Origin of the sequence: Colwellia chukchiensis (assembly GCF_002104455.1) — a bacterium.
Taxonomy (GTDB): Bacteria; Pseudomonadota; Gammaproteobacteria; order Enterobacterales; family Alteromonadaceae; genus Cognaticolwellia; species Cognaticolwellia chukchiensis.
On record NZ_NBOC01000011.1, the window covers coordinates 65,838 to 78,717 of the forward strand.

The 12,880-nt window shown below is 40.6% G+C and carries 13 protein-coding genes; 4 read left to right on the plus strand and 9 right to left on the minus strand.

Annotated elements, in window-relative coordinates; translation table 11 throughout:
• Positions 1-43 precede the first annotated feature (43 nt).
• From B6K83_RS12670 to B6K83_RS12685, 4 genes are all read right to left on the minus strand, one after another.
• The gene (locus B6K83_RS12670) at positions 44-544 is read right to left on the minus strand and encodes a TorF family putative porin (protein WP_158088354.1); all 501 of its coding nucleotides are present in this window, start codon (positions 542-544) and stop codon (positions 44-46) included.
• Positions 501-710 carry a TorF family putative porin gene (locus B6K83_RS12675; protein WP_085285294.1) on the minus strand — a complete coding sequence of 70 codons (210 nt, stop codon included), beginning with the start codon at positions 708-710 and terminating at the stop codon, positions 501-503. Before B6K83_RS12675 ends, B6K83_RS12670 begins: the two co-directional genes overlap by 44 nt.
• Before the next feature lie 133 nt (positions 711-843).
• Complete coding sequence (gene puuR, locus B6K83_RS12680; protein ID WP_085285295.1) at positions 844-1,386, minus strand: HTH-type transcriptional regulator PuuR; 543 nt, start codon at positions 1,384-1,386, stop codon at positions 844-846.
• 93 nt (positions 1,387-1,479) lie between these two features.
• Positions 1,480-2,241, minus strand: coding sequence for a gamma-glutamyl-gamma-aminobutyrate hydrolase family protein (locus B6K83_RS12685; RefSeq protein WP_085285296.1), 762 nt, complete (start codon positions 2,239-2,241; stop codon positions 1,480-1,482).
• 263 nt (positions 2,242-2,504) lie between these two features.
• On the opposite strand from B6K83_RS12685, the gene B6K83_RS12690 reads away from it, so the two are divergent.
• The 3 genes from B6K83_RS12690 (at position 2,505) to B6K83_RS12700 (ending at position 5,912) form a co-directional block, all read left to right on the plus strand.
• Positions 2,505-3,875, plus strand: coding sequence for a glutamine synthetase family protein (locus tag B6K83_RS12690; protein ID WP_085285297.1), 1,371 nt, complete (start codon positions 2,505-2,507; stop codon positions 3,873-3,875).
• A 27-nt stretch (positions 3,876-3,902) separates the two neighbouring features.
• The gene (locus B6K83_RS12695; protein WP_085285298.1) at positions 3,903-5,186 is read left to right on the plus strand and encodes an NAD(P)/FAD-dependent oxidoreductase; all 1,284 of its coding nucleotides are present in this window, start codon (positions 3,903-3,905) and stop codon (positions 5,184-5,186) included.
• A gap of 219 nt (positions 5,187-5,405) precedes the next feature.
• Positions 5,406-5,912 (plus strand): VF530 family protein, encoded by a 507-nt coding sequence (locus tag B6K83_RS12700; RefSeq protein WP_085285299.1) that lies wholly within the window; start codon positions 5,406-5,408, stop codon positions 5,910-5,912.
• Positions 5,913-5,953: 41 nt separating this feature from the next.
• Here B6K83_RS12700 and B6K83_RS12705 read toward each other — a convergent pair whose 3' ends face one another.
• The 5 genes from B6K83_RS12705 to B6K83_RS12725 all read right to left on the minus strand — a co-directional run bounded on the left by B6K83_RS12705 (position 5,954) and on the right by B6K83_RS12725 (position 12,170).
• Positions 5,954-7,984 (minus strand): methyl-accepting chemotaxis protein, encoded by a 2,031-nt coding sequence (locus tag B6K83_RS12705; protein WP_085285300.1) that lies wholly within the window; start codon positions 7,982-7,984, stop codon positions 5,954-5,956.
• Between the two features lie 350 nt (positions 7,985-8,334).
• Positions 8,335-9,162 (minus strand): SDR family oxidoreductase, encoded by an 828-nt coding sequence (locus tag B6K83_RS12710; protein ID WP_085285301.1) that lies wholly within the window; start codon positions 9,160-9,162, stop codon positions 8,335-8,337.
• Between the two features lie 261 nt (positions 9,163-9,423).
• Positions 9,424-9,675, minus strand: a complete 252-nt coding sequence (locus tag B6K83_RS12715) for a DUF2999 family protein (protein ID WP_085285302.1) — start codon at positions 9,673-9,675, stop codon at positions 9,424-9,426.
• Between the two features lie 142 nt (positions 9,676-9,817).
• Positions 9,818-11,017 (minus strand): DEAD/DEAH box helicase, encoded by a 1,200-nt coding sequence (locus B6K83_RS12720; RefSeq protein ID WP_085285303.1) that lies wholly within the window; start codon positions 11,015-11,017, stop codon positions 9,818-9,820.
• 340 nt (positions 11,018-11,357) lie between these two features.
• Complete coding sequence (locus B6K83_RS12725) at positions 11,358-12,170, minus strand: tetratricopeptide repeat protein (RefSeq protein ID WP_085285304.1); 813 nt, start codon at positions 12,168-12,170, stop codon at positions 11,358-11,360.
• A gap of 281 nt (positions 12,171-12,451) precedes the next feature.
• On the opposite strand from B6K83_RS12725, the gene B6K83_RS12735 reads away from it, so the two are divergent.
• Complete coding sequence (locus tag B6K83_RS12735) at positions 12,452-12,787, plus strand: GIY-YIG nuclease family protein (RefSeq protein ID WP_085285306.1); 336 nt, start codon at positions 12,452-12,454, stop codon at positions 12,785-12,787.
• Positions 12,788-12,880 lie beyond the last annotated feature (93 nt).

A 12,880-nucleotide genomic window follows, 5' to 3' on the forward strand; every position in this document is an offset into this window, starting at 1 on the left:
CGGGTTTTGATAATATAACTGTTTGTAACTATATTTTGGCTAACTAAAAGGTACGAGATACCCCTAAAACAAACCGAAGATCAGCCGCATCGTAATCATCAATATCTGTGTTGATCACCGCAGCACTAACATCAAAACCATTAAAGGTTTTGGCAACCGTGGCACTGTAATCTACATATTCAAAGTCTTCATAGGCATCACCAAAAGTGTAACCTGCTTGCACTGTTAAGGCGTAGTCATTGGCTAATGAAAAGTCATAAGCCGCGCTGACATAATGTGCGGCATCGCCTGAGTTAACAAAGTCAGGTGCATGACCTAACGTCAGCGTAACGGCATCAATATAGGCATTTAAAATGATTTCACCGTAATCAGAGTCATCTTCGCTGCTATAGCCGGTATAAGTATAATACGTGTATGAAATATCGTATGAAAGCGAGTCATTAATTTCACCATAATACCCTGCAAAGTAATCGATTTCGATGTCAGCATCATCTTCAAAGTCAACGTTTGATGCCCAAACACCAGCAAAAAAAACCATTTTCATGCTCATAATCTACACCGACTTGTACGGCAGCAGAGCTGTCTGTTTGACTCACACCACGAAACACATAGTCCGATGTCAATGTACCTGTCACGCTTAATTCGGCAAATGCTTGCGGCGCTGCAGTAGCTAACGCGATGGCGGCTGCGATCTGTTTTAAGTTTTTCATAGTTCCCCTGTTTTTCTTAGTTATGGTTGTGGTTTTGTTAAAAATTAAAGTAACTTAGCAGCCTTATAAACCCACAAACGGGGGTAAGAATGCTAAATTTCTAACAGGGCAAGATGCACTTAACAGTTAACCATCAAAATGTTGGTGGTGTATGCGCGCTAATAATTTTACACACCTTTTTTGAGGTATTTCTAAACTGATGTGGCAATCGCGTTGAAAACTTATAGCTATCGCCTTTACTTAGTTTATAGTTTTGCCCTGCTATGGTTATTTCAATGGAACCTTCTACTACCGTTCCTGCTTCTTCACCTATGTGGGTCAACATATCATCACCAGTACTTGCGCCCGGTTGATAATACTCAATAACAAATGCTAGCTGCGAGTCGGCTTTATTTGCGCCAACTAAGTGCAATTCAACACCGTCACTACCAACATCTATTAAGCTATCTTTTTTAAAGACCACTTGGGATTCAGTTGGTATTTCCATGGTGAAAAACTCGGTAACCGATAATGAAACGCCCTCCAATATTCTTTTTAATGAGCTAATAGAGGGACTGACAACGTCGCGCTCTATCATAGATATAGTGCTATTGGTTAAGCCAACTCGCTTTGCCAATTCTCGTTGAGAAAGACCATACATTTCTCGAACTTCTTTTAACCTTTTACCTACTTCCATACTGTTTCCTTAAACACTAAAAACATTGATAATAATGGTGTTATTGCTGTATCAAGTTGCTAGTTTATTACAATTTGGACAGTAAGCTGTATATTAATTTTTAATTTCTTGAAAGTGCCGACAGGCCTCACCAAAACGCTTAAAAATAGCCGCATAAAATGGCTGTTGCTGAATCTTCCATTCAGGATGCCACTGCACGCCAAGATAAAAGCTGCTGTTATCTGCAAGTGAGAAGGCCTCCACTAACCCGTCTGGTGCGCTGGCCTCAACTTTTAATGGTGGCGCAAGTTTCGCCACACCTTGCCCATGCAGCGAATTCACCTGTTGTGTTAATTCTCCTGCCATTATTTCAGCCAACACGCCTTGTGGGTTTAGTGTTAATTCATGCGCTAAACTGTACTGTTCATCTATCGTTAGCGACTTGTTTTCTCTGTGCTCCATCATGTTGTCAAGCGTGAACAATTGCTGATGCAAAGTACCACCTAAAGCAACATTCATTTCTTGAAAGCCACGACAAATACCAAATACGGGCATCTTTAATTCGACCGCTTGTTTTAATAAATATAAGTTAGTGGTATCGCGGTTTGGATCTCGTGGCATTTCAACACCAAGATCGTCGCCACCGAAATGATGTGGCTCCATATTGGAGTAGCTACCTGTTAAATATAAGCCATCTAAATGTGGTAATATGGCTGCCATTTGCTCGCCAAAACCTGGGATCAACACAGGGATAACATCACTACCTTCAATGAGGGCGCGTATATATTTATCACCAACCACTTGCTGATGATGAATACCGTTTAAGGTGCTACAACAAGTAATACCAACTACTGGCTTACTATTTGAACCAAACATTTATAACTGACTCCAAGTTCACAACTCACAATTAAGTTGTCAATAAAGCTAAACCATAAAAAAACAAATTTCAATCAATATTTTTTACATTAACCACATTTAACCACCTTAAAACACATAAAATGTAAATTAATAACGACAAATTAATGCTATAAGCTTGACGGCAGCTGTAGAAAAGCTTATTAATAAATAAGTGAAGAAAATATTCATCACCCTAGGTGGTAAAACAATAAAATGACAGTGGTCATATCGTAGGTATATTTATGATAAAGGTTGGACAATTAACAGAAGTAGAACGCTTTCTTGAGCGCCACCCAGAGGTTGAAGCCATTGATGTGCTGATTTCTGACTTGGTTGGCTTTGCTCGTGGCAAGCGAATCGAACGTAGTAGTTTAAAGAAAGTGTATAAAAATGGCTTGAATATGCCTGCGACTATTTTTTCCATGAACGTGTTAGGAGAAACAATCGAAGAATGTGGCTTAGGTCAAGAGATTGGTGAGCCAGATATGCTCTGCAAACCAATTGCCAATACCATTCATATGGCATCATGGCATAAACGCCCTATTGCTCAGCTACTTATGAGCATGTTTACGCATGATAACCAGCCATTTTATGCTGATCCGCGCAATGCACTTGCACGTATCGTTGACCAATTAGCACAAAAAAATCTTTTTCCTGTGGTTGCGGTCGAACTCGAATTTTATCTGCTTGATAAAAATCGCGATAGAGCTGGCAATCTCCAGCCCCCCATTTCTCCTAAAACTAATAAAAGAGAAGAACACACACAGGTATATTCCGTTGATACAATAGACGACTACAGCAAATTGCTTGATGAGATCAATCGCGTATGTATCGAGCAAAATGTGCCTGCAGACACCGCTGTGGCGGAATGTGCTCCAGGACAATTTGAAATCAACTTGAAACATCAAGCCGATCCTTTAGTCGCTTGTGATAACGCTATCTTATTAAAAAGGATTATTAAAGCGGTTGCTGACCAACATGATTTTGACGCCTCATTTATGGCCAAGCCTTACTCTACTGAAGCAGGCAGCGGAATGCACATTCATGTCAGTGTCTTAGATGAGCAAGGTAATAATGTTTTTGCCGATGAAGTAGAAGAATACAGTGAATGCCTTGAGCATGCGATTGGCGGCCTTTTGGCGTTGATGTCCGCTTCGATGCCTTTACTTTGCCCTAATGTAAACTCCTACCGACGCTTTATGCCAGGTTATTATGTTGCCATGGCGAAAAATTGGGGGGTCGACAACCGAACGGTCGCGCTGAGAATACCTCAAGGCCCTAAAGACGCTACGCGCATCGAGCATCGTGTTGCGGGAGCTGACGCTAACCCTTACTTAGTGATGGCCGTTATTCTCGCTTCTATTCTACATGGTATTGAAAACAAACTGACGCCTCGGCGCATCTCAACAGGGAATGCCTTTGAAGATGACTGTGAGGCGCTACCCTTAAAGCTTGATACCGCCTTAGCGGCATTACGAAAAGATGACACATTAACACCTTACTTTGGTGAAGAGTTTATTAACAACTATTTGATCGCTAAAGAAAAAGAGTTAGAGCAGTTTGATATGCATATCAGTGATCTTGAAGTTAAATGGTATTTAAAAAATAGTTAATTAAGACAGAATTTAGATAGGATAATTATGAGTATAATTTCTCACACTGGCTCTTATTATACCGCTAGCGCAAACGATAAGCAGCAACGCAGCAAACTAAACGAGCATATCAAAGCTGACATTTGTGTCGTCGGCTCGGGCTTCACAGGTCTTTCTAGTGCATTACACTTAGCTGAAAAAGGCTACAAAGTGGTCATTTTAGAGGGCAGCCGTATCGGATTTGGTGCCTCTGGGCGCAATGGCGGTCAACTCGTGAATAGTTATAGCCGAGATATGGACTTTATTGAAAAGCATTACGGTAAACATGTCGGCACAGAAATGGGTAAAATGGCGTTTGAAGGCGCGAACATTATTCGCCGCTTAGTGCATGACTACCAAATTAACTGTGATTTAAAGCCTGGCGGCATCTTTGCGGCTTGTAATAACAAGCAGTTAGATGAAATGGCTAGTAAACAGCAGCTTTGGGCGCAACACGGTCATACCAATACTGAGCTTTTGTCTGCCAGTAGCATTCAAAAGCATATTGGTACCGACCGCTATGTCGGCGGCTTGCTCGACAATGCTGGAGGTCATATCCACCCGCTAAATTTAGCGCTTGGCGAAGCCGCAGCGTTTGAAAAACTCGGCGGTGTTATTTATGAAGACAGTAAAGTTACTGATATAGTGCACGGCAAAAAGCCTGTGATCAAAACAGAGTCCGGCAGTGTTACTGCTAACTTCGTTGTGGTTGCCGGTAATGCCTACCTTGAAGGACTATTACCAAAACAACAGCAAAAATCTATGCCCTGTGGTACACAAATTATCACCACAGAGGTACTACCCAAAGACGTGCAGCAACAATTACTGCCGACTGACGTCTGTGTTGAAGACTGTAACTACTTACTTGATTATTTTCGATTGTCTGCAGATGGCCGACTCATATACGGTGGCGGCACTACCTATGGTGCCAGAGATCCTGAGCAAATAGAGTCTATTATTCTGCCTAAAATGCTTAAAACCTTTCCGGCATTGAAGAAGGTAAAAATAGACTACGCATGGACAGGTAACTTTCTCTTAACGTTAATGCGCTTACCACAGTTTGGCCGTATTAATGATAATGTTTATTATGCACAGGGTTACAGTGGTCATGGTGTCACATCAACACACTTAGCCGGAAAAGTCATCTCTGATGCGATAGCCGGACAAGCAGAACGTTTTGACGTATTCGCTGGCTTGCCACAACATCCGTTTCCTGGTGGTCGGGTGTTTAGAATCCCGTATATTACTATGGGTGCTTGGTATTATGCCATGCGTGATAAGCTTGGTATTTAACACTAACGCTTGTTAATCATATCTTTGCTAAGGCTAGCAATACCTGTTGCTCGCCTTTTCTCTTAAGCCTTAACCATCATCAAATCGCTACTTATTTCTCCTTAGATGTTCTGAGCTAGGCAATAGCTTAATAACGAAAACTGCCCCTTTGATAAACTTCACTTATGCTGCAATTTTTTCAGTGTATAATAATGCTAATGGTCACCAAATAGAGCAACTATGAATCAACAAGACATTCAATTAAACAATCCATTGCATGGTTTAAAGCTAGAAACCTTACTCAGTGAAGTCGTCAGTCATTACGGCTTTGATATCCTTGCGGAATATACGCGCATAAAATGTTTTAAAAATAACCCGAGTATGGCATCAAGTTTAAAGTTTTTGCGCAAAACGCAATGGGCAAGAGAAACCCTTGAACGCTTCTACCTTTACACGTTTAAAAACTTACCTGAGCCGAGTGAAGATGAATTTGAAATACCGCCTCGCCAACGTATTATTCCCCTACACGTCAGTGCAAAAGAGCCGAAAGTGTTATTAAAAGGTCAAGCTATGATCCCCGTCACTAAAGCAAGCTTTAAAGAAACACACCGAACCGACAATAGAACTAAAAAATCAGCTTATGGGAGCGCGAACAAGGGTAAAAAAAGCGCAGAGCGCGCCAAGCCGTCAGAAAATAAAGCGCAAAAAAATCACGATAATGACCCTTACGCAAATGCCCCCAGATAATAGCCATTTTACCTATGCGCACTTTTATCGCGGTATAATAGTTATAACTTAAAGCGCGCCACTGAATCGGTTAATGAGTCAGCCAATTTATTGACTTCATCGCTACGGTTGGATAACGCCTGTGACTGCTGCGCGTTAGCTGAAGCTTCTTGCGCTGCGGCACTCATCATAGCTTCAATATCTTGGCTAAAGCCTAATTGCTCATTAGCAGCCGTACTGATGCTTTTGCTCATGTCATCTATCGTATGCAGAGCATCTTCAATTTGTTTAATGGCACTGCTTAACTCTTGACTTTGAGATGCACACTCAGTGGCCTGGCTTTGTCCTTGTGAAATCGCCAGTTCTGCGCTCTGGGTTTCTTGTTGTAATGCTGCAATCATTTGATGAATTTCAGCCGTTGACGCTTGGGTGCGCGATGCCAGCGACCTAACCTCATCGGCAACTACCGCAAAGCCCCTGCCGTGTTCACCCGCCCTTGCCGCCTCTATGGCAGCATTTAGTGCCAATAAGTTGGTTTGGTCGGCAATACTGCCTATGGTGTCTAGTATGCCACCTATACTATCACTGTGTTTACTTAATCGCGCCATAACAGCAACCGAGTCCGCTAAACGGCGAGATAGGGAGACAATACGTTGATTATTATTATCAGCAATTGAGCGCACTTCAAGGCTGTGTTCTGACGCCTGTGAAACATGGTTTGCTGTTGCCTGTGCTTCATCTGCGACACTGGAAGAACTGGCAAACATTTGTTCTGCTATTTGTTTAGCATCACCAACACGCGTGATCTGAGCTGTGGTCGACTCGACAATACGATGGCTTTGTTCACTGCTCATTTTTGCAGACTCATCAAGTGAGTAGGCATTTTGACTGATATTTTGCAGTAAACTCGTTAAATCATCGCTCAGTTTATTAATATTATTAAATAACTCACCAAACTCATCCGCATTGATGATACTCAGTCTTTGGGTTAAATCTCCTTGTGCTATCAATGCTAAAGACTGATTGGCACTCGCAAGTGGCCCTAACATAGCCCGCGTAGTAGCAACACCAATAAATATCGCTAAAACAATAAATATTAACACCATATATAGCACTAATTTTTCGCCTGTCGCCAATTTCGCTTTCGTGGTGTACTGTAAAGCATTAAAACGTGTTTCTGCTAAGGATAAAAGCAATGTAAGCTGCTGATATGTCGCGTTATAACTGTCCATTGCACTGGCATAAGCGGTTTTGGCGTTAGCAGATTCCGTTAATACACGCTGCTTTTGTAAATAAACTTCACCGGGCTTGATAAGTAATTGATTTATTGTCGCGAATTTAAGTGCAAAGCTCTCTAGCAATGATTTATCGTTAACGTCGGCAAATAGTTGTAGCATGTAATCGTAATTATTTTTTACATTTGCCATCAAAAAGCTAACATCTTCTTGATGTTGAATCAGCACATTGAGTTCATTAACTTGAGGCAAGCTCGACACTGTGCCTTGTAAAGTAAATAACATATCGTCAATACGGGTACCATTGCCAATAATGTCTTCTTTTAACCTGTTATTTGCAATCGTTAACAACTCAAGGTCTAACATATCGTTACTGGCTTGCTCTCGGCTACTTAGAAATTGTTGGTAATGTTCTGTGAACGCTTGTTCAGCGGCAACTGCATTATTTTTCGCGACATAAAACGCTTTACTCGATTTAACATAAGCTTGGTAATGCTCCAAAGCGCGACTCAATACTTGCTGCATTTGCGTTTGATCTGCTACTTTACTACCCAAGTCAGTAGCCGCTGTTTGAAATGCGGCATCTAAATTGGCAAATGCCTGCTCATTTTGTGCCAACTGGGCACTATCTTGCTGTGTAAACCCTAGCGCCCCTAATCTGTTCATATTGAGTAACTTCATTTGCATGGCATTACTCTGCTTTTGTACTGGAACCGCTAATAGCTCGACATTTTGATTCGCTTGACTGATTTGGCTTAACGAGTGATAAAAAAATAGACTACCCGCAACAAGTAACACGCCTATGGTGCTAAAGCCCAATATTATTTTTTGTTTTATTGTTAAAGCTAGCTTGAACATGCAGACCTCAATTGGCAATAAACGTAATGCATATACACACAGTCAAGTCGCCATGACTTGTTTGGCATCATAATTTTAGTTTGATTTAATTATTGTTTAATATGGAACCAAATTGCCGCAATAGCAAATTTTGCATTAAAAATTAACCACTAAGATGAGCTCGTTTATTTTATGTCTGCTATATCGAATTAGATACAATCGCAACGAGCTTTATGCAAAGTTAAAGCACACAGTTGCTATGGTAATGCGTTTTTTTTTAAACCAATTCCCCTGTGCTGGCGAGCAAAGCCTTGGCAAAATAAGACTAGCAGCAAATTGTAATAGTCGATACAAGGTTTACATTGCATGCATCAACCTTTTGCTAATAAGTAATCTAACCAACGTGCCGGCAATAAGCGCTTTAAGACGGCAAATATTCGGGTTGGGGTTGTGATTCGGTAGCGTATTTTTGGCCGTTTACTTTCTAACGCATGGATCAATGCTTGGGTTACTGCAATAGGCTCTAAGGTAAAACGATTATTAGGCTGTTCGCTGCGTAAACGTTCTAGCTGCTGATTATATTGTGTTTGATAAGTGCTATTTTCAATATCAATATGTTGTTGAAATGCTTTTAAAGCATTGACCCTAAATTGGCTGTTAATCGGGCCTGGCTGGAGCAATACCACGGCAATATTTGCCGACTTTAGCTCTAAGCGCAAAGTATCTGTTAAGCCTTCAATAGCATATTTTGACGCGTTATAGGCACCACGGTACGCCATAGCAACAAAACCCAATACTGAACTACATTGAATAATGCGACCATGCCCTTGCCGCTTCATCACAGGGATCACTTGTCGTGTAAGCTCATGCCAGCCAAACACATTACTGTCAAACTGTGCTTTTAGCGCCTGGGTACTTAAATCTTCGAGCGCCCCAGGTTGGCCATAAGCACCATTGTTAAACAAAAAGTCTAACTGGCCGTTAGTTTGGGCAAGCACCTGACTAAGCGTCTGCTCAATACTGTCAGCGTTGGTTAAATCAAGCTCAAAAGCCGTCAAGCCTTTTGCTTGAAGTGTTGCAACATCCTCAGCTTTACGGGCCGTTGCAAATACTTGATAACCACGCGCCGATAACGTTAACGCTGCATGCAAGCCAATACCACTAGAGCAGCCGGTAATTAATATAGATTTAGTCGACATAAAATGAAAATTGTAAATGGGTGACAGTGAGGCAGCTTACTTGAATGTTTTAATTATGCAAAGCGCTTACGCTAGGTTATTAACCCTCACAACTTAAGGTGGCTAGATTTTTACCGGGCTAATGTGTTGTTCGCTAGTTTCAAAAAAAAATAATAAGCCTCTGCTCGCAAAGGCTTATAGCAATAATGTGCAAAGCTAAGTATAGTCAATCGAACATGGCGTTTTATTGCGCTTCATGTTCGCTGTCTCTCTAAATTAAGGTTATTTTTCTAGCTGCGCTTTCGCGGCTGTAACTTTTGCAAAGTCTAAGCCTAACTCATCTACCGCTTCTTTGATTAAGTCAGGATTTTGCATCAACATCATCATTAACGCCTGTAGCTTATCTTGTGGAATACCTAATTGCTGTACCGTTGTCATTGCCATGATAGGGTTTTCGGTGAGTGCTTGAAAAACGTCTTTGATTTGTTGATCACTAATATTATGTTCTTTTAAAATTGCGATAATTGGGTTCATTAACTTTCCTATTTACTGATTCATTGCGTGGTTAAAAAAATCGTACATTATCGCTATTCTAACATTGCAATTAATCATTTTAAAAATACCTTACAACAACTACAGCCTGTTAACACCATGCTATTCGCCTACTAGCTAAACTTTAGTTGCGCTTATGTTTAGGCACATAATTTAAAATCGATATTGGTACCAACTTTTTCACCGGAAATGGCGCAAACTCTCTGCGCTCAATAATATGCCCTAGATTACTTTCAATGGCGCAGAGGTTGCGAAAGTTATCTTTAGCGACCAAGGATACCGCCTCACCACGTTGACCCGCTCGCCCGGTTCTGCCAATACGGTGCGTGTATTCATCAGCTTTATCCGGTAAGTCATAATTCACCACCCGTGCTAACTCACCAATATCAATGCCGCGTGCTGCGATACCAGTAGCGACTAGAAAATTAACCCTACCCGCCTTAAAATCCGCTAAAATTTGTTCTCGCACCGCTTGGGTTCTGCCACTGTGAATTGACTCGGCTTTAATGCCCCGCTTTGCTAGTTGTGACACTAATTTAGCCGCGCCATGTTTAGTTTCAATAAAAATTAACGCTTGCTGCCAATCTAGCTCTTTTATTAAATAGCTCAATAAGGCTGATTTATTCGCTTTATCAACCGTGACTAACCACTGGGTTATTTTTGCCGCGGTCGCGCTCGTATTGGCGATGCTTATTTCGCTGGCCTGAGCTATGGTGCGTTTTGCTAGCGCCCTGACATCGTCAGAAATTGTCGCGGAAAATAGCAGGTTTTGCCGCTGCTCGGGTAAACGCGCAATAATTTTATTAATATCCTCAATAAAGCCCATGTCAAGCATTCTATCGGCTTCATCTAAAACAAAAGTCTGCAACTGCTCAAAATAGACGGCCTTTTGATGGGCCATATCTAATAACCGCCCAGGTGTTGCCACCAAAATATCAACGCCCCAAATTAAGCGTTGCTTTTGCATTGTTATATCGCTACCGCCATACATAGCCATCGAACTGATATCTAGGTATTTACTATACTTTTCAATACTTGCTTGCACTTGGATCGCCAATTCACGCGTCGGTGTTAAGATCAGTGCTCGAATACGCTTACCGCGCAATGGTGCTTGTTGTGTATTGTTGGCGATACTGAGCTTTTCCAGTAACGGCAAAACAAAGCTCGCGGTTTTGCCAGTACCTGTGTGTGCTGAAGCAATAAGGTTTCTTCCTGATAAAATAACCGGTATGGCCTGCTTTTGTATCTCGGTAGCTTGCTGATAATTTAACTCTGAAAGCGCATTTATCAAAGGCGCGGATAAGTTTAGGTGGGAAAATGACATTCAGGTTTCCAGTAACAAGTTGCGTTGTCGTAGCTTTAGACCAAGCAACCTATTTAATTTGAGAGTTATAAGCGCAGTATAACAGTAATAAAACTTAGCTTGAAGCTTAGTTAAGTTGCGTTTTTCAGCATTAAATTAAAATACCCCTATGGCAAAAAGCACAGCACAAGCGCGTAAGTAATAGCGTTGTTTTTTTAACAGCTTGGCACTGCCCCTGCTTTCACGTTAACCACCTGTACTAGATAAATAATTACCGATAAACAAAAGCTAAAGTCTGTTGATAAAAAAATGCCAATGAAAAATTGGCATTTTTGCAGCAATATTCAAACTAAACGATTAACTAATTAGAATATGAATAAGCTGAGGTGATATTAAAAAAGGTATCTATAGCTTGTCGGCCCAAACGGGCTTGATAACAGCCAACTTGCTCATCACAGGTTTTACCTTGTAACTTAGAGCCGGTAGTTTTTTTTCTGCGCTTAAAGGTTACCAATTGTTCATCAAATAATGTCGTTAGCGGCGCGGTTCTCACAGTAATAATTTCAATATGCGATTTTGGCCAAGCTAAATCATTGTTTTTATCCTTTACTAACGGACGTTTCTCCATCGCTGCCATTAACTTAGGAAAGTTTTTCGCATTATCTTGAAGTGACTGGTCTATTGACTGTAATAACTCTGGCAGTCGTTTGTCTTTTTGTTGATATGCTTTTGCTAAGTAAAAATCTGCTTTCGTTAAATCTTTCGCAACCATTTTATCGTTTATATATAAAGTACCAAGCAAGTAATTGGCATCTTTATAATTTTTCTTTGCTACTTTTTCTAGGTATTTAATCGCTTTTTTTAAATCTCTATTTTTTTCACTTACTAAAGAAATAACACCCACTAAATACTGAGACGAGCTTTCGCCCTTAACTGCCGCTTTGTGAAGGTATTTTAGCGCTTTATCTTCATTTTTATCGGTACCATAACCAATATAGTAAAACTGCCCTAAGGTTGCATTGGCTTGCACATAGCCTCGCTTAGCCCCCATTTTGAACTTTTTAAAATAATTAACACAATAATCACTTTGACACTCTACAATTTCTTCGGCGCTTACGGCGAGCGAAAAAACACTGATCAAGCCTATCAGTATCATGGCTAACTTGTTATTCATATATCTATCCTTTTATATTTTCTAGCAAAACATCGTAACGGTTCGTTCAACTGATTAACTTGATCAGCTTAATTTATGTACAAAAAGTAATCAAGTTACCTAAGCCAATTTTAAATTTAAACATGTTACTCAAAACAAAAGTGAGCTTAGCGTTATTTATGTCGAAAATGCTCACCATAGCCGAGTTTAAAATGCCCTGCCAATATCATATAATAGCTAAGGTTCAGCTACGGAAGTAACAATAGTTTTCTATAGCAAAGTAGTAGGCAAGGAGCGTTAAGATGGGTGATAAAAATAAACCACCGACCAACAAGCAATCACTGTCACATGGCAATGTTTATGTGATGACACATTCTTTTTTTAGTGACGTTATCAAAATTGGCTGTACACCAAACGACCCTATTGAACATGCTGCGGCACTATCTGCCAAAACCCCGGGCGAATATAAAGTTGTATTTTCAATAGCCTGCGCCAACCCGTGCCAGATTAAAAGCCAGATCCGTGACTATTTGCATGCCAAGGCTTATGTAAATGAATTTTACCAAGTCCCAATAGAGGTGGCTGAAAAACTGTTAACCAGAGAAACTTTAAGAATACCTAGCTTGCAATCTAACTAAGCTTTTATACGCTAACCTAGCTTAGTGAAAAACCCTCAACATAAAAAGCTAACTTTTTTTAAATAAATTTGAACTAAAAGTGTAAAGCTAACT